Source organism: Streptomyces caeruleatus (genome assembly GCF_001514235.1).
Lineage (GTDB): Bacteria > Actinomycetota > Actinomycetes > Streptomycetales > Streptomycetaceae > Streptomyces > Streptomyces caeruleatus.
This window is the reverse complement of sequence record NZ_KQ948924.1, coordinates 517,514-534,632: the sequence shown is the minus strand read 5'-3', so window position 1 is coordinate 534,632 and position 17,119 is coordinate 517,514. Positions and strand designations below refer to the sequence as shown.

Genomic DNA, 17,119 nt, shown 5'->3' with positions numbered 1-17,119 from the left:
AGTGTGCATTGGGTCTGCGGTGTAGAACGGGAGATGTGACGGCAATGGCTACGGAAACTCCCCAGCTCCACGCAGCATGTGCCGTCCCCGCGCCGGGCAGTCCCCGGTGACGGGAACCGGCGCGCGCACAGCCGACCCGGAGCGTGGCACGCTCGGCAAGGCCGCCGCGGAGAACTTCCCCGTGGCGCCTTTCTTCCTGCCCAGGGCCTGGCGCATCGACCTCATGGCCGTATACGGCTTCGCCCGCCTCGTCGACGACATCGGTGACGGCGATCTCGCCCCCGGCGGCGCCGACGCCCGACTGCTCGGCGTGTCGCCCGCGGAGGCCGACGACCGCCTGGTTCTCCTCGACGCATTCGAGGCCGATCTGCGCCGCGTCTTCGACGGCACCCCGCGCCACCCCCTGCTGCGCCGCCTCCAGCCGACCGTGCGCCGCCGCTCGCTGACCCCCGAGCCCTTCCTCGGTCTGATCGCCGCCAACCGCCAGGACCAGCTCGTCGCGCGCTACGAGACCTACGACGATCTCCTTGCCTACTGCGAACTGTCCGCCAACCCCGTCGGCCGGCTCGTCCTCGCCGTCACCGGCACCGCGACGCCGGAGCGGATCCGCCGCTCCGACGCGGTCTGCACGGCCCTGCAGATCGTCGAGCACCTCCAGGACGTCGCCGAGGACCTCGGCCGTGACCGGATCTATCTGCCCGCGGCGGACATGAAGCGCTTCCACGTCCAGGAAACCGATCTCGCGGTAAAAACAGCAGGCGCATCGGTGCGCGCACTGGTTGCATACGAAGCCGAACGCGCTCAAGCCCTCCTGAATGAAGGCACCCCCCTGGTGGGTAGCGTCCACGGCAGGCTGAAGCTGCTGCTCGCGGGATTCGTGGCGGGGGGAAAGGCGGCGATCCGTGCGATCTCCGCCGCCGAATACGACGTACTTCCCGGCCCGCCGAAGGCCAGCAGGCTCCAGCTGCTGCGCGAGGTGGGCGTGACTCTGCGAGGAGAGGGGTGATCCGGACCGTGGAGTCTGCACCACACGCGTCCGCACCGGTACTCGCCGCCTACAGCTACTGCGAGGCCGTCACGGGGCAGCAGGCCCGTAACTTCGCCTATGGCATCAGGCTGCTGCCCACGCCCAAGCGTCGCGCGATGTCGGCGCTGTACGCGTTCTCGCGCCGCGTCGACGACATCGGCGACGGCGCCCTGACCGACGACGTCAAGATCGCCAGGCTCGAGGACACCCGGGAGCTGCTGACCCGGATCCGTGACGGCAAGGTCGACGAGGACGACATCGACCCCGTGGCCGTCGCCCTCGCCCACGCCGCCGACACCTTCCCGATCCCGCTCGGCGGCCTCGACGAGCTCATCGACGGCGTCCTGATGGACGTACGCGGTGAGACCTACGAGACCTGGGACGACCTGAAGGTCTACTGCCGCTGTGTGGCGGGCGCCATCGGGCGGCTCTCGCTCGGCGTGTTCGGCCCGGAGCCCGGCGCGCGCGGAGCCGAGCGCGCACCCGAGTACGCCGACACGCTCGGTCTGGCCCTGCAGCTCACCAACATCCTGCGGGACGTCCGCGAGGACGCCGAGGGCGGCCGCACCTATCTGCCCTCCGACGACCTGGCCAAGTTCGGCTGCTCGACCGGCTTCAGCGGGCCGACTCCACCGGAGGGCTCCGACTTCGCGGGCCTCGTGCACTTCGAAGTGCGTCGGGCCCGCGCCCTTTTCGCCGAGGGCTACCGGCTGCTCCCCATGCTGGACCGCCGCAGCGGCGCCTGTGTCGCCGCGATGGCCGGCATCTACCTCCGCCTCCTCGACCGCATCGAGCGCGACCCCGAGGCCGTGCTGCGCGGCCGGGTCTCGCTGCCCGGGCGGGAGAAGGCGTACGTCGCCGTGCGCGGCCTGTCCGGTCTGGACGCCCGGCATGTGACCCGGCGAACCGTCAGTCGTACCGTCAGGAGGCGCGCCTGATGGACATTCCGGCCCAAGGTGATGCCACCGGCGAAAAGCGGCGGGCAACCCTCCGCTGCCGGGTCGCGTCCCTGACTGAGACGACCGGCCGTGCACCGTTCAAGTACCGGCACGGCGGTCGCGCTGGGGAGGGTGCACGATGACCGACGGCACGCGACCGGAGGGGTCGCTCGCGGACATCCCGGGAGACGGTGCCGGGAAGGACGCCGTCGTGGTCGGCGGCGGGCTCGCCGGCATCACCGCCGCGCTCGCGCTGGCCGACGCCGGAGTGCGCGTCACCCTGGTCGAGGGCCGGCCGAGACTGGGGGGCCTGGCCTTCTCCTTCCAGCGCGGCGACCTGACCGTCGACAACGGACAGCACGTCTATCTGCGCTGTTGCACCGCCTACCGCTGGTTCCTCGACCGTATCGAGGGCACGGCGCTGGCACCGCTGCAGGACCGTCTCGACGTACCCGTGGTCGACCTGGCGCGGCCCGTGGGCCGCCGGCTCGGCAGGCTGCGGCGCGACGCGCTGCCCGTACCGCTGCACCTGGGCCGGAGCCTGGCGACATATCCGCATCTGTCGCTGGCCGATCGCGCGAAGGTCGGGCGTGCCGCGCTCGCGCTCCAGGGGCTCGACCTCGCCGATCCGAGCCTGGACGCAACCGACTTCGGCAGCTGGCTGACCGCGCACGGCCAGTCGGCGCGTGCCGTCGAGGCCCTGTGGGACCTGGTCGGGGTCGCCACCCTCAACGCGGTCGCGGGTGACGCCTCGCTGGGGCTCGCCGCGATGGTGTTCAAGACCGGTCTGCTGTCCGACCCGGGCGCGGCCGACATCGGCTGGGCGCATGTCCCGCTGGGCGAACTGCACGACCGGCTGGCCCGCAAGGCGCTCGACTCCGCGGGCGTGCGTACCGAGGTCCGTACACGCGTCACCTCCATCTCCCCTGACGAGAACGGACGTTGGAGCGTCCAGGTTCCCGGCGAGACGCTGCGGGCGGACGCGGTCGTGCTCGCCGTGGCCCAGCGCGAGGCCTACGACCTGCTGCCCGAGGGTGCCCTCGACGCCCCGGAACGACTGCTGGAGATCGGCACCGCGCCGATCCTCAACGTCCATGTCGTGTACGACCGCAAGGTGCTCAGCAGCCCGTTCTTCGCGGCGCTCGGTACCCCGGTGCAGTGGGTGTTCGACCGGACCGACGCCTCCGGGCTCAGGGAAGGGCAGTACCTCGCGCTGTCCCAGTCGGCCGCGCAGGACGAGATCGACGAGCCGGTCGCCGGGCTGCGCGAGCGGTATCTGCCGGAGCTGGAGCGGCTGTTGCCCAGGGCGCGCGGTGCTCGGGTGAAGGACTTCTTCGTGACCAGGGAGCGTACGGCGACGTTCGCTCCCACCCCCGGCGTCGGGCGGCTGCGGCCCGACGCCCGTACCAAGGCACCCGGCCTCTGGCTGGCCGGAGCGTGGACCGCCACTGGGTGGCCCGCGACCATGGAGAGTGCGGTCCGCAGTGGCGTGAGCGCGGCCGAAGCCGCGCTGGGCGCTCTGGGCCGGCCCCGCCCCCGTCACCTCTTCGATGTCGAGGAGGCGGCGTGATGCTGAACCAGCGCCCGGCGGCAGGCCCCCGCACCCCCGGTACCGCAACAAGAGGAGAGACCGTGCCCACTGTGCCCCCGGCCGAGAAGGCCGCTCGAGAGACCGCGGTGGACGTGGCCGCGCTCCTGGAGCGCGGGAGGACCCTGGCCACACCGGTACTGCGGGCGGCGATCGACCGCCTGGCCGCTCCCATGGACACCGTTTCCGCCTACCACTTCGGCTGGATCGACGCCGACGGCAAGCCCACGGCCGGCGACGGCGGCAAGGCCGTACGCCCTGCCCTGGCGGTGCTCTCCGCCGAGGTCACCGGCGCCACGCCCGAGGTCGGCATCCCCGGCGCCGTCGCCGTCGAACTGGTCCACAACTTCTCCCTGCTCCACGACGACCTGATGGACGGCGACGAACAGCGCCGCCACCGCGACACGGTGTGGAAGGTGCACGGCCCGGCCCAGGCCATCCTCGTCGGCGACGCCCTGTTCGCCCTCGCCAACGAGGTCCTGCTGGAGCTCGGCACCGCCGAGGCCGGCCGCGCCACCCGCCGTCTGACCACCGCCACCCGCGCCCTGATCGACGGCCAGGCGCAGGACATCTCCTACGAGCACCGCGACCGGGTCAGCGTCGAGGAGTGCCTGGAGATGGAGGGCAACAAGACCGGCGCCCTGCTCGCCTGCGCCAGCTCCATCGGCGCGGTGCTGGGCGGCGCGGACGACCGCACCGCCGACACCCTGGAGAAGTACGGCTACCACCTGGGCCTCGCCTTCCAGGCCGTCGACGACCTCCTCGGCATCTGGGGCGACCCGGACTCCACCGGCAAGCAGACCTGGAGCGACCTGCGCCAACGCAAGAAGTCCCTGCCGGTCGTGGCCGCGCTCGCTGCGGGCGGCTCCGCCTCCGAGCGGCTCGGCGAGATGCTCGCCGCCGACGCCAAGAGCAGCGACTTCGAGAACTTCTCCGAGGCGGAGTTCGCGGCCCGCGCCGCCCTCATCGAGGAGGCGGGCGGCCGCGAGTGGACCGCCGACGAGGCACGCCGTCAGCACGCCGTCGCCGTCGACGCGCTCGACGCCGTCGACATGCCCGACCGGGTGCGGGCGCGGTTCACGGCGCTCGCCGACTTCGTCGTCGTACGGAAGAGATGAGCACCAACGGGCGAAAAGAGATGATCAGTATCGGTCGAATAGCCCTCGCGTAGTCGCCGGCCGGTGTGGTGGGAACCAGCACACCGGCCGACGGCGGACCCACAGCAGACGCAACTCCAGGAGCACTGCACGAAGGGGAAGCCATGACAGCGACGACCGACGGAAGCACCGGGGCTCTCCCGCCCCGGGCAGCCGCGGCCAGCGACACCGACAGTGAGACCCCCGTGGCGGCCGGGGTGCACGAGGCCGCCCAGCGCGCGGTTCGGCGCGCCACCGACTTTCTGCTGACGCAGCAGGACGCCCAGGGCTGGTGGAAGGGCGACCTCGAGACGAACGTCACCATGGACGCCGAGGACCTGCTGCTCCGTCAGTTCCTGGGGATCCGCGACGAGAAGACCACCCGGGCCGCCGCGCTCTTCATCCGCGGTGAGCAGCGCCGGGACGGCGCCTGGGCCACCTTCTACGGCGGTCCGGGCGAACTCTCCGCCACCGTCGAGGCGTACGTCGCCCTCCGGCTGGCCGGCGACGCGCCGGACGCACCGCACATGGCCAGGGCGTCGGCGTGGATCCGTGAGCGGGGCGGGATCGCCGCCTCCCGGGTGTTCACCCGGATCTGGCTGGCCCTGTTCGGCTGGTGGAAGTGGGAGGACCTGCCCGAACTCCCGCCGGAGCTCATCTACTTCCCCAAGTGGGTGCCGCTCAACATCTACGACTTCGGCTGCTGGGCCCGGCAGACCATCGTCCCGCTGACGATCGTCTCCGCGAAGCGCCCGGTACGGCCCGCGCCCTTCCCGCTCGACGAACTGCACACCGATCCCGCCGACCCCAACCCGCCCAAGCCCCTTGCCCCGGCCGCGAGTTGGGACGGGGCCTTCCAGCGGCTCGACAAGGCACTGCACCAGCTGCGCAAGGTCGCTCCGCGCAGGCTGCGCAGAGCCGCCATGAACGCCGCCGCCCGCTGGATCATCGAGCGGCAGGAGAACGACGGGTGCTGGGGCGGCATCCAGCCGCCGGCGGTGTACTCGATCATCGCCCTGCATCTGCTCGGCTACGACCTCGAACACCCCGTCATGCGCGAGGGGCTGGCGTCGCTGGACCGTTTCGCCGTGTGGCGAGAGGACGGGGCGCGGATGATCGAGGCGTGCCAGTCGCCGGTCTGGGACACCTGCCTCGCGACCATCGCGCTCGTGGACGCCGGGGTGCCGGCCGATCATCCGCAGCTCGTCAAGGCCGCCGACTGGATGCTGGGCGAGGAGATCGTCCGGCCCGGCGACTGGGCGGTCAAGCGACCCCAACTGCCGCCCGGCGGCTGGGCGTTCGAGTTCCACAACGACAACTACCCCGACATCGACGACACCGCCGAGGTCGTCCTCGCACTGCGCCGGGTCAAGCACCACGACCCGGAGCGCGTCGAGAGGGCCATCGGGCGCGGGGTGCGCTGGAACCTCGGGATGCAGTCGAAGAACGGGGCCTGGGGCGCCTTCGACGTCGACAACACCAGCCCGTTCCCCAACCGGCTCCCGTTCTGTGACTTCGGCGAGGTCATCGACCCGCCGTCGGCGGACGTCACCGCGCACGTCGTCGAGATGCTCGCGGTCGAGGGCCTGGCCCACGACCCGCGCACCCGGCGCGGCATCCAGTGGCTGCTCGCCGAGCAGGAGCCGGACGGCTCGTGGTTCGGACGCTGGGGCGTCAACTACGTCTACGGCACCGGGTCGGTCGTACCCGCCCTGGTGGCGGCCGGTTTCCCCGGCTCGCACCCGGCGATCCGCCGCGCGGTGGCCTGGCTGGAGTCCGTCCAGAACGACGACGGCGGCTGGGGCGAGGACCTGCGCTCCTACAAGTACGTCAAGGAGTGGAGCGGCAGGGGCGCCTCCACCGCCTCGCAGACCGCGTGGGCGCTGATGGCGCTGCTGGCGGCGGGGGAGAAGGAGTCCAAGGCCGTCGAGCGCGGCATCGAGTGGCTCGCGGCCACCCAGCGGGAGGACGGCTCCTGGGACGAGCCGTACTTCACGGGCACCGGCTTCCCCTGGGACTTCTCGATCAACTACCACCTCTACCGTCAGGTCTTCCCGCTCACCGCACTCGGCCGGTACGTCCACGGAGAGCCCTTCGCCGACAAGGCCGGTGCGGCTCTCGCCGAGGTCAAGGGGAGCTGATGAGCCCAGAGCCCGCCCCGGCCCCGCTGCTGATCGCCTGCGCGCTCGGCATCGAGCAGTTCGCCCTGCGCGCCGGTGACCGCGGCGGGGCCGACGGGCCGGTGACCGTCCTACGGACCGGCATGGGACCCCGGGCGGCGGAACGCTCCGTCACCCGGATGCTGGCCGACCCGGCCCTCAGCGGGGCCGCCGTGCTCGCCACGGGCTTCTGCGCGGGGCTCGCCCCCGGGATGCACCCCGGTGACCTGGTGGTCGCCGAGGAAACCCGGGATCCGGCGGGAACCGTTCCGTGCGTCGGAACCGACCTACTCGTCAAAGAACTCAGGCGTGCCGTCCCCGGCCGCACCGTCCACACCGGACCGCTCACCGGCTCGGATCACATCATCCGAGGTCAGGAGCGGTCCGATCTGCTCACGACCGGCGCAATCGCGGTCGACATGGAGTCGGCGGCCACGCTCCTGAGCGCCGTACGCGCGGGCGAGCGCCCGGTTGCGGCCGTCCGGGTGGTCGTGGACGCTCCAGAACATGAACTCGTCCGGATCGGCACGTTGCGCGGTGGAATATCGGCTTTCCGCGTCCTTCGTGTCGTTCTACCCGCATTCTACGAATGGCACCGTTCTTTGCTGCTCCCCAGGAGGTGAGCCAGATGGCCATGCCGCTGCGTCAGTCCATCAAGGTCGCTACTTACTTGGCCGAACAGAAGCTTCGCAGGCGTGACAAGTTCCCGCTGATCGTCGAGCTGGAACCGCTCTTCGCCTGCAACCTCAAGTGCGAGGGTTGCGGCAAGATCCAGCACCCGGCCGGAGTCCTGAAGCAGCGCATGCCGGTGGCCCAGGCAGTCGGGGCCGTGCTCGAATCCGGTGCGCCGATGGTGTCCATCGCCGGCGGCGAACCCCTGATGCACCCGCAGATCGACGAGATCGTGCGGCAGTTGGTGGCCAAGCGGAAGTACGTCTTCCTGTGCACCAACGCCATGCTGCTGCGCAAGAAGATGGACAAGTTCACGCCCTCGCCCTACTTCGCCTTCGCCGTGCACATCGACGGCCTGCGCGAGCGCCACGACGAGTCGGTGGCCAAGGAGGGCGTGTTCGACGAGGCCGTGGAGGCGATCAAGGAGGCCAAGCGGCGCGGCTTCCGAGTCACCACCAACTCGACCTTCTTCAACACCGACACCCCGCAGACCATCATCGAGGTGCTCAACTACCTCAACGACGACCTCAAGGTCGACGAGATGATGATCTCGCCCGCCTACGCCTACGAGAAGGCACCCGACCAGGAGCACTTCCTCGGCGTCGAGCAGACCCGCGAGCTGTTCAAGAAGGCCTTCGCGGGCGGCAACCGCAGGAAGTGGCGGCTCAACCACTCGCCACTGTTCCTCGACTTCCTCGAGGGCAAGGTCGACTTCCCGTGCACCGCCTGGGCGATCCCCAACTACTCCCTCTTCGGCTGGCAGCGCCCCTGCTACCTGATGAGCGACGGATACGTCCCCACGTACCGGGAGCTGATCGAGGACACCGACTGGGACAAGTACGGCCGCGGCAAGGACCCGCGCTGCGCCAACTGCATGGCGCACTGCGGCTACGAGCCGACCGCAGTCCTCGCCACCATGGGCTCGCTGAAGGAGTCGCTGCGCGCGATGCGCGAGACGGTCTCCGGGAACCGGGAGTGAGGCCATGACCGCCATCTCCTTGGGCGTCCCCGAGGTGCCGGCCCGCCCGATCGCCGAGCGGCGCGTGTCGCGGCAGATCCAGGTCGGGCCGGTGGCGGTCGGGGGCGGGGCCCCGGTGTCGGTCCAGTCGATGACGACGACGCGTACGTCCGACATCGGCGCGACCCTCCAGCAGATCGCCGAGCTGACGGCGTCCGGCTGCCAGATCGTGCGGGTGGCCTGTCCGACGCAGGACGACGCGGACGCGCTCTCGACGATCGCCCGCAAGTCGCAGATCCCGGTGATCGCGGACATCCACTTCCAGCCGAAGTACGTGTTCGCGGCGATCGAGGCCGGCTGTGCCGCGGTGCGCGTCAATCCCGGGAACATCAAGCAGTTCGACGACAAGGTCAAGGAGATCGCGCGGGCCGCCAAGGATCACGGCACCCCGATCCGGATCGGCGTCAACGCGGGCTCGCTGGACCGGCGGCTGCTGCAGAAGTACGGCAAGGCGACGCCGGAGGCGCTCGTGGAGAGCGCGCTGTGGGAGGCGTCCCTCTTCGAGGAGCACGACTTCCGGGACATCAAGATCTCGGTCAAGCACAACGACCCGGTCATCATGATCGAGGCCTATAAGCAGCTGGCCGCCCAGTGCGACTACCCGCTCCACCTCGGCGTGACCGAGGCCGGCCCGGCGTTCCAGGGCACCATCAAGTCGGCCGTCGCCTTCGGGGCGCTGCTGTCACAGGGCATCGGCGACACGATCCGGGTCTCCCTGAGCGCCCCGCCCGCCGAGGAGGTCAAGGTCGGCCTCCAGATCCTGGAGTCCCTGAACCTCAAGCAGCGGCGCCTGGAGATCGTCTCCTGTCCGTCGTGCGGGCGGGCTCAGGTCGACGTGTACAAGCTGGCGGACGAGGTCACGGCCGGCCTGGAAGGCATGGAAGTGCCGTTGCGGGTAGCCGTCATGGGCTGCGTCGTCAACGGCCCCGGCGAGGCGCGGGAGGCGGACCTGGGGGTCGCCTCCGGCAACGGCAAGGGGCAGATCTTCGTGAAGGGCGAGGTCATCAAGACCGTCCCCGAGTCGAAGATCGTCGAGACCCTGATCGAGGAGGCGATGAAGATCGCCGAGCAGATGGAGCAGGACGGGGCCGCATCGGGCGCCCCCGCCGTCACGGGGAAACCGGCCGTGACGGTGAGTTGAGGCAAGGCACGGACCGAGAGGGGGCCCGAGCGTGACGATTCTGGAGAGCATCCGGGGACCACGTGACCTGAAGGCGCTGTCCGAGACGGAACTCGGTGATCTGTCCCATGAGATCAGGGAGTTCCTGGTGCACGCGGTCGCCAGGACCGGCGGACATCTCGGGCCCAATCTGGGGGTGGTGGAACTCTCCATCGCGCTCCACCGGGCCTTCGAGTCGCCGGTCGACCGCATCGTCTGGGACACCGGTCACCAGAGCTACGTACACAAGCTTCTGACAGGGCGTCAGGACTTCTCCAAGCTGCGCGGCAAGGGCGGCCTGTCCGGCTACCCCTCGCGCGAGGAGTCCGAGCACGACATCGTCGAGAACAGCCACGCCTCCACCGCGCTCGGCTGGGCCGACGGCCTCGCCAAGGCCCGCGAGGTACAGGGGGAGAAGGGCCATGTCGTCGCGGTGATCGGCGACGGGGCGCTGACCGGCGGTATGGCCTGGGAGGCGCTCAACAACATCGCGGCCGCCAAGGACCGACCGCTGATCATCGTCGTCAACGACAACGAGCGCTCGTACGCCCCGACCATCGGAGGGCTCGCCAACCACCTCGCGACCCTGCGCACGACCGACAGCTACGAGCGGGTGCTGGCCTGGGGCAAGGACGTACTGCTGCGGACCCCGCTCGTCGGGCACACGATCTACGAGTCGCTGCACGGCGCGAAGAAGGGCTTCAAGGACGCCTTCGCACCACAGGGCATGTTCGAGGACCTGGGCCTGAAGTACGTCGGCCCCATCGACGGGCACGACATCGGGGCCGTCGAGTCGGCGCTGCGCCGGGCCAAGCGCTTCCACGGGCCCGTACTGATCCACTGCCTCACGGAGAAGGGGCGCGGCTACGAACCCGCCCTCGCCCACGAGGAGGACCACTTCCACACCGTCGGGGTGATGGACCCGCTGACCTGCGAGCCGCTCGCGCCGTCGGGCGGGCCCTCCTGGACGTCGGTGTTCGGCGAGGAGATCGTGCGGATCGGTGAGGAGCGGGAGGACGTCGTGGCGATCACGGCGGCCATGCTGCACCCGGTCGGGCTCGGCAAGTTCGCGGAGCGGTTCCCGGACCGGGTCTGGGACGTCGGGATCGCCGAGCAGCACGCGGCGGTGTCGGCGGCCGGGCTCGCGACGGGCGGGCTGCACCCGGTCGTCGCCGTCTACGCCACCTTCCTCAACCGGGCCTTCGACCAGCTGCTGATGGACGTCGCGCTGCACCGCTGCGGGGTGACGTTCGTGCTCGACCGGGCCGGCGTCACGGGCGCCGACGGGGCTTCCCACAATGGCATGTGGGACATGTCGATCCTCCAGGTCGTGCCGGGGCTGCGGATCGCCGCGCCGCGCGACGCCGACCAGCTGCGGGCACAGCTGCGGGAGGCCGTGGCGGTGGACGACGCGCCGACCCTCGTACGGTTCCCGAAGGAGTCCGTCGGCCCGTCGATCCCGGCCGTCGACCGGCTGGGCGGCCTCGACGTTCTGCACCGGGACGCCGGCGATCCGGAGGTGCTGCTGGTCGCCGTCGGCGTGATGGCGCCGGTGTGCCTCCAGGCCGCCGAACTGCTCCAGGCGCGCGGCATCGACTGCACCGTCGTCGACCCGCGCTGGGTGAAACCCGTCGACCCCGCACTCGCGCCTCTCGCCGCCCAGCACCGGCTGGTGGCCGTCGTCGAGGACAACAGCCGCTCCTCCGGCGTGGGCGCCGCCGTGGCGCTGGCGCTGGGCGACGCCGATGTCGACGTGCCCGTACGACGGTTCGGCATCCCGGAGCAGTTCCTCGCGCACGCCAAGCGCGGCGAGGTGCTCGCCGACATCGGGCTCACACCCGTCGAGGTCGCCGGACGGATCAGCGCGAGCCTTGCCCTCAAGGACGCCGAGGGCAGCCTGCCTGGCCCTGAAGAGGCCGTCGGCGGCCAGGACGGCCGTACCGTCGCGCCAGTCAAGGAGAAAGCCGAATGACCACGGAGTTCGACCTCGGCCACCTCCTCGCCGAGCGCGGGGCCGAGCGCTACGAGCTGCACGGCAGGTACCTGAACCACCAGCTCCCGCGCATGCTGCACACCATCGGCTTCGACAAGGTGTACGAGCGGGCCGAGGGTGCCTACTTCTGGGACGCGGACGGCGACGACTACCTGGACATGCTCGCCGGGTTCGGGGTGATGGGCCTGGGACGCCACCACCCCGTCGTCCGCAAGGCGCTGCACGACGTCCTCGACGCCCAGCTCGCCGACCTCACCCGCTTCGACTGCCAGCCGCTGCCCGGACTGCTGGCCGAGAAGCTGCTCGCGCACAGCCCGCATCTGGACCGGGTCTTCTTCGGCAACAGCGGCACGGAGGCGGTGGAGACCGCGCTGAAGTTCGCCCGGTTCGTCACCGGGAAGCCGAGGGTGCTGTACTGCGACCACGCCTTCCACGGGCTGACCACCGGTTCCCTGTCCGTCAACGGCGAGTCCGGCTTCCGGGACGGCTTCGCCCCGCTGCTGCCCGACACGGCCGTACCGCTCGGCGATCTCGACGCCCTGGCACGGGAGTTGAAGAAGGGCGACGTGGCCGCCCTGATCGTCGAGCCGATCCAGGGCAAGGGGGTGCACGAGCCCCCGCCCGGCTATCTGCGGGCCGCCCAGGAACTGCTGCACCGGCACAAGGCGCTGCTCATCGCCGACGAGGTGCAGACAGGGCTCGGCCGTACCGGCGACTTCTACGCCTACCAGCACGAGGACGGGGTCGAGCCGGACCTGGTGTGTGTGGCCAAGGCGCTGTCCGGGGGCTATGTGCCGGTGGGCGCCACCCTCGGCAAGGACTGGATCTTCAAGAAGGTCTACTCGTCCATGGACCGGGTGCTGGTCCACTCGGCGAGCTTCGGGTCCAACGCGCAGGCCATGGCGGCCGGGCTCGCCGTGCTGTCCGTCATGGAGAACGAGCAGATCGTCGCGAACGCGCGGGCGACGGGCGAACTGCTCAGGTCCCGGCTCGCCGCGCTGACCGACAAGTACGAACTGCTCGCCGACGTGCGTGGCCGGGGGCTCATGGTCGGCATCGAGTTCGGCCGGCCCGACTCGCTGAAGCTGCGCGGTCGCTGGACCATGCTCCAGGCCGCCCGCAAGGGCCTGTTCGCGCAGATGGTCGTCGTCCCGCTGCTGCGGCGGCACCGGATCCTCACCCAGGTCTCCGGCGACCACCTTGAGGTGATCAAGCTGATCCCGCCGCTGATCATCGGCGAGCGGGAGGTGGACCGGTTCGTCGACGCCTTCACCGATGTGATGGACGACGCGCACAGCGGTGGCGGGCTGATGTGGGACTTCGGGAAAACACTGATCAAGCAGGCGGTCGCCAACCGCTAGCCACGGCTCTGAGACGGTGAGTCCGCACCGCCTTTTGCCTGAGAGGCAAGAAATTTGCCGCAGAGGCAAGGCTCGGGCTGAATGGGGAGCATGAGCTCTCCCGAAAACGAGCCGGAGGCCGATGCGACGGGGCCGGTCGACGCCCTGCCCGTCGTCGCGCCCCAGCTCCGCGCGCTGCGCCGCCGCGCCTCCCTCACCCTGGAGGCCGCCGCCCGCTCAGCCGGGCTGTCGCCCGCGCATCTCTCCCGTCTGGAGACCGGGCAGCGCCAGCCCTCGCTGCCGATGCTGCTCGCGCTCGCGCGTATCTACGGTACGACGGTCTCCGAGCTGCTCGGCGAGACGGTCGCCGACCGGGACGCCGTGGTGCGCGCGGCCGACATGGAGCCGACCGCGGCCGGCGGCTGGACGTACTGGCAGGCGGGCGCGCCCGGGCGCGGGATGCAGGCCCTGCGGGTCCATGTGCCGTACGGCTCGCAGGGCGACATCGTGCGTGTGCATCCGGGGGAGGAGTGGCTCCACGTCCTCGACGGCAGGCTGCGGCTGCGCCTCGGGGACACCACGCACCGGCTCGCGCGCGGCGACAGCGCACACTTCGACTCGCTCACCCCGCACCGCATCGCCGCCCAGGACCCGGGCGGGGTCGAGCTGCTGTTCGTCCACACCCTGCTGCAGAGCCCCACGGCCACGCTGTGCCTCGGCCCCACCCCTGGAGAGATGCCATGAGCAACCTGGAGGAGAAGTTCCCGCGCGCCCTGTGGGTGCGGCTCATCATCTACATCGCGGTGGGGCACGTCTTCGCGGCCTTCATCTACCTGCTGTTCGAGGTGGGCGCGAAGTAGGCGCAGGCGTGTGGCCGGACGTCGTCAGTCGAGCAGGCGCTCCCGCAGCCGCTCCCGGAGCTCCGGGGTGATCCCCAGGCCCTGCTCCAGATAGGCGTCCACGCCGCCCCACGTCTCGTCGATCGTCTCGAAGGCCGCCGCCAGATACTCGGCCCGGGCGTCGAACAGCGGGCTGAGCAGCTCCATGACCTCGGGTGAGTAGGCCGCCGCGTCGCTGCCGCTGCGGCGCACCTTGTAGCGGCGGTGCTTGGCGTTGGACTCCAGGTAGTCGGCGATGATCGCCTCGCGCTCGACGCCGAGGGCGAGCAGCGTCACGGCGATCGACAGGCCCGCGCGGTCCTTGCCGGCCGCGCAGTGCATCAGCGCGGGGACGCTGTCCTCCGCGAGCGCGTGCAGTACCTGGGAGTGCTCGGCGGTGCGCTCCTTGATGATCGTCCGGTAGGAGGCGATCATCCGGCCCGCGCCCTTGCCGTCCGCGAGGATCTGCCGCAGCTGTTCGATGTCGCCGTCGCGGACCATCTTCCAGAACTCCGCGCCGTCCGCGGGGTCGGACAGCGGCAGGTTCACATTGCGCACCCCCGGCAGCTCCACATCGGCGCCTTCGAGCTTCTGGTCCGCCGCGTTGCGGAAGTCGAAGATCGTGTGCAGCCCGAGGGAGCCGAGGAAGGTCGCGTCGTCGTCCGTCGCGTGCGCGAGGTGGCCGCTGCGGAACAGGACCCCGTGCCGCACCCGCCGTCCGTCCACGGTCGGCAGTCCGCCCACGTCGCGGAAGTTACGAACTCCGGCCAGTTCGGGCTCGGTCGACGGGATCTGCTGCGTCACGGGGGCTCCTCCCAGTCGTCCCCGGCGGCGCGGCTCGGCAGTGCGGCCGACGGGGTGCGCTCTCGACCATACGACATGGCTTCCTGGGGCAATGAGTTGTCCACAGGCGTTGCCTCAGGAGCGCGCGGGCCTTGATGATGTTGGTACTTGATCGCACCTGTTCGTCTCTGTGAGGGCTTGATGCTGGAGATCTCCGACAACGGCCGTACCTGGCTCCTGACCGGGCCGACCAGCAGTTACGCCGTCCATCTGACCGACGCCGACGAGCTCCTGCACCTTCACTGGGGACCGCGGATCGCGCTCGCCGACGCCGAGGCCCTCGCCGTACGGCCGCTGCCGGAGTACTGGCCCTTCGAGTCCCCGCTCGACGGACGCGAGGAGTACCCGGTCGAGGGCGGCCCCCGCTTCGTACGACCCGCCCTGTCCGTGCGCACCGAGGAGCGGCGCGGCACCGAGTGGGGTTTCGAGCGGTACGAGACCGAGGGCGACGAGCTGCGGTTGCGGTTCTGTGACGACGGGCTGACCGTCACCCTGCACTACCGGATGCGCGGGGACGTCGTGGAGCGCTGGGTGACCCTGGACAACCAGGGGCCCGCCCTGGAGCTGCTGCGCGCCGACTCGGCCACCTGGACGCTGCCGGACCGGGAGGAGTGGCGGCTGTCCCAGCTGCACGGCCGCTGGGGCGCCGAGTCCCGGCTGGCGCGGGCTCCCCTCACCTACGGTGAGAAGGTCATCGGCAGCCGCCGCGGGCACACCGGCCACCAGCACCTGCCGTGGGTCGCCCTCGACACGGACGCCACCGAGGAGCGCGGCGAGGTCTACGGCTGCGCCCTCGGCTGGTCCGGGTCCTGGCGCATCGCCGTCGCACAACTCCCCGACGCGCGCGTACAGATCACCGGCGGGGCCGGACACGACGACTCGGGCCTGCTGAGGCTGGCGCCGGGGGAGTCCTTCACCACGCCCGTCTTCGCCGGTCTGTGGAGCGACGGCGGCTTCGGCGGGGCGAGCCGCGCCTGGCACGCGTACCAGCGCGCGTACGTGATCCCGGACGCCGACCAGGACCGGCCGGTGCTGTTCAATTCCTGGGAGGCGACGGAGTTCGACATCTCCGAGGAGCAGCAGAGTCTGCTCGCGCGGCGGGCCGCGGCCATCGGTGTCGAACTGTTCGTCGTCGACGACGGCTGGTTCGGGACGCGTACCAGTGACCGGGCGGGCCTCGGCGACTGGACGCCCAACCCGGACCGCTTCCCGTCCGGTCTCAAGCCGCTCGCCGAGTACGTGCACGCGCTCGGCATGCAGTTCGGCATCTGGGTCGAGCCGGAAATGGTCAATCCGGACAGCGAGTTGTACCGCGCCCATCCGGAGTGGGTTCAGCATCAAACGGGACGAAAGCGGACGGAATTCCGCAATCAGCTCGTACTCAACCTCGCGCGTGACGACGTCCAGGAGTACCTCTGGGAGCGGCTCGACCAGATCCTCTCCAGTGCCCCGATCGACTATGTGAAGTGGGACTTCAACCGCTGCTTCACCGACGCCGGCTGGCCAGGCGAGCCGTACCCGCAGCGTCTGTGGGTCGACCATGTGCGCGCCCTGTACGGTCTGCTGGACCGGCTGCGCGCGGCCCACCCCGGCGTCGCCTTCGAGTCCTGCTCGGGCGGCGGCGGACGGATCGACCTCGGCGTGCTGAGCCGCACGGACCAGGTGTGGACCTCGGACAACACCGACCCCCTGGACCGGCTCGCCGTCCAGCACGGCTTCAGCCAGCTCCACCCGGCCCGGGCCATGGCCGCCTGGGTCACCGACAGCCCGAACGCCATGCTCAACCACCGGGCCAGCTCCCTGCGCTTCCGGTTCGTGAGCGCCATGGCCGGGGTGCTCGGCGTCGGCGGCGACCTCACCCGGTGGACCGAGGAGGAACTCGCCGAGGCCCGGGAGTGGGTGACCCTCTACAAGGAGATCCGGCCTGTGGTGCAGCGCGGCGACCAGTACCGGCTGCGGGAGCCGCGGGGCGGGCTGAGTGCGGTGCAGTACGCACTTGGGGATGAAACGGTCGTTTTCGCCTGGCTTCAGGCGCAGAGCTTCGGCGAGCCCGTCCCGGCACTGCGCTTGCGCGCCCTCGACCCGACAGTGTCGTATGAATGCCTTGAAACGGGCGAAATTCACCGAGGTGCCGTACTGGCGCATCACGGACTTCGCACCGGCTTGCGTGGCGACCTTGATGCGACGGTTATCCGGCTGCGTCGCATCTAGGGTTTCTGTCCGAATTGGCGCCTTCGTTCCAACTCGCTCTGGAGTAAAGGAAGGTGGAGCCACGTCACGTGAGGAGCGTCATATCCGTGACCGTGCGTCGCCCGTCATGTCCATGTAATGCACGTGCTTTTCAAGGGGTTTTGGGTCCGGCGAAGCC

Annotated in this window: 15 protein-coding genes; 14 read left to right on the top strand and 1 reads right to left on the bottom strand. The window is 70.6% G+C overall.

The genetic code is table 11. The annotated features are described in order from the left end of the window. Positions 1-106 precede the first annotated feature (106 nt). The 13 genes from hpnC (at position 107) to AQJ67_RS02360 (ending at position 13,890) form a co-directional block, all read left to right on the top strand. The gene (gene hpnC / locus AQJ67_RS02415) at positions 107-1,006 is read left to right on the top strand and encodes a squalene synthase HpnC (protein ID WP_062716767.1); all 900 of its coding nucleotides are present in this window, start codon (positions 107-109) and stop codon (positions 1,004-1,006) included. After that, positions 1,003-1,965: a presqualene diphosphate synthase HpnD gene (hpnD, locus tag AQJ67_RS02410; protein ID WP_062716265.1), complete on the top strand. Its 963-nt coding sequence runs from the start codon at positions 1,003-1,005 to the stop codon at positions 1,963-1,965. Before hpnC ends, hpnD begins: the two co-directional genes overlap by 4 nt. Next, entirely contained in the window at positions 1,965-2,108 is a 144-nt protein-coding gene (locus AQJ67_RS48895) for a DUF6380 family protein (protein ID WP_244190343.1), read from the top strand. Before hpnD ends, AQJ67_RS48895 begins: the two co-directional genes overlap by 1 nt. Continuing rightward, on the top strand, positions 2,105-3,535 hold the full coding sequence (hpnE, locus tag AQJ67_RS02405; protein ID WP_062716264.1) for a hydroxysqualene dehydroxylase HpnE: 1,431 nt from the start codon (positions 2,105-2,107) through the stop codon (positions 3,533-3,535). The genes AQJ67_RS48895 and hpnE overlap by 4 nt, the downstream gene beginning before the upstream one ends. A gap of 62 nt (positions 3,536-3,597) precedes the next feature. Next, positions 3,598-4,671, top strand: coding sequence for a polyprenyl synthetase family protein (locus tag AQJ67_RS02400; RefSeq protein ID WP_062716263.1), 1,074 nt, complete (start codon positions 3,598-3,600; stop codon positions 4,669-4,671). Between the two features lie 143 nt (positions 4,672-4,814). Continuing rightward, the gene (gene shc, locus AQJ67_RS02395) at positions 4,815-6,830 is read left to right on the top strand and encodes a squalene--hopene cyclase (protein ID WP_062716262.1); all 2,016 of its coding nucleotides are present in this window, start codon (positions 4,815-4,817) and stop codon (positions 6,828-6,830) included. Further along, a complete protein-coding gene (locus tag AQJ67_RS02390) occupies positions 6,830-7,471 on the top strand; it encodes a 5'-methylthioadenosine/S-adenosylhomocysteine nucleosidase family protein (protein WP_062716261.1) in 642 nt (213 codons plus the stop codon). Before shc ends, AQJ67_RS02390 begins: the two co-directional genes overlap by 1 nt. A 5-nt stretch (positions 7,472-7,476) precedes the next feature. Next, positions 7,477-8,499, top strand: a complete 1,023-nt coding sequence (hpnH, locus tag AQJ67_RS02385) for an adenosyl-hopene transferase HpnH (protein ID WP_062716260.1) — start codon at positions 7,477-7,479, stop codon at positions 8,497-8,499. A gap of 4 nt (positions 8,500-8,503) precedes the next feature. Continuing rightward, positions 8,504-9,679 (top strand): flavodoxin-dependent (E)-4-hydroxy-3-methylbut-2-enyl-diphosphate synthase, encoded by a 1,176-nt coding sequence (gene ispG / locus AQJ67_RS02380; protein ID WP_062716259.1) that lies wholly within the window; start codon positions 8,504-8,506, stop codon positions 9,677-9,679. 31 nt (positions 9,680-9,710) lie between these two features. After that, entirely contained in the window at positions 9,711-11,669 is a 1,959-nt protein-coding gene (gene dxs / locus AQJ67_RS02375; RefSeq protein WP_062716258.1) for a 1-deoxy-D-xylulose-5-phosphate synthase, read from the top strand. After that, on the top strand, positions 11,666-13,051 hold the full coding sequence (locus tag AQJ67_RS02370) for an aspartate aminotransferase family protein (RefSeq protein WP_062716257.1): 1,386 nt from the start codon (positions 11,666-11,668) through the stop codon (positions 13,049-13,051). The genes dxs and AQJ67_RS02370 overlap by 4 nt, the downstream gene beginning before the upstream one ends. A 90-nt stretch (positions 13,052-13,141) precedes the next feature. Then, the gene (locus AQJ67_RS02365) at positions 13,142-13,774 is read left to right on the top strand and encodes a helix-turn-helix domain-containing protein (protein ID WP_062716256.1); all 633 of its coding nucleotides are present in this window, start codon (positions 13,142-13,144) and stop codon (positions 13,772-13,774) included. Continuing rightward, positions 13,771-13,890, top strand: coding sequence for a DUF6126 family protein (locus AQJ67_RS02360; protein WP_048579905.1), 120 nt, complete (start codon positions 13,771-13,773; stop codon positions 13,888-13,890). Before AQJ67_RS02365 ends, AQJ67_RS02360 begins: the two co-directional genes overlap by 4 nt. Positions 13,891-13,914: 24 nt before the next feature. Here the strand turns inward: AQJ67_RS02360 and AQJ67_RS02355 are convergent, their stop codons facing one another. Beyond that, positions 13,915-14,712, bottom strand: coding sequence for a tyrosine-protein phosphatase (locus tag AQJ67_RS02355; protein ID WP_062716255.1), 798 nt, complete (start codon positions 14,710-14,712; stop codon positions 13,915-13,917). A 180-nt stretch (positions 14,713-14,892) separates the two neighbouring features. On the opposite strand from AQJ67_RS02355, the gene AQJ67_RS02350 reads away from it, so the two are divergent. After that, a complete protein-coding gene (locus AQJ67_RS02350) occupies positions 14,893-16,962 on the top strand; it encodes an alpha-galactosidase (protein WP_062716254.1) in 2,070 nt (689 codons plus the stop codon). The last annotated feature ends 157 nt before the right edge of the window (positions 16,963-17,119 follow it).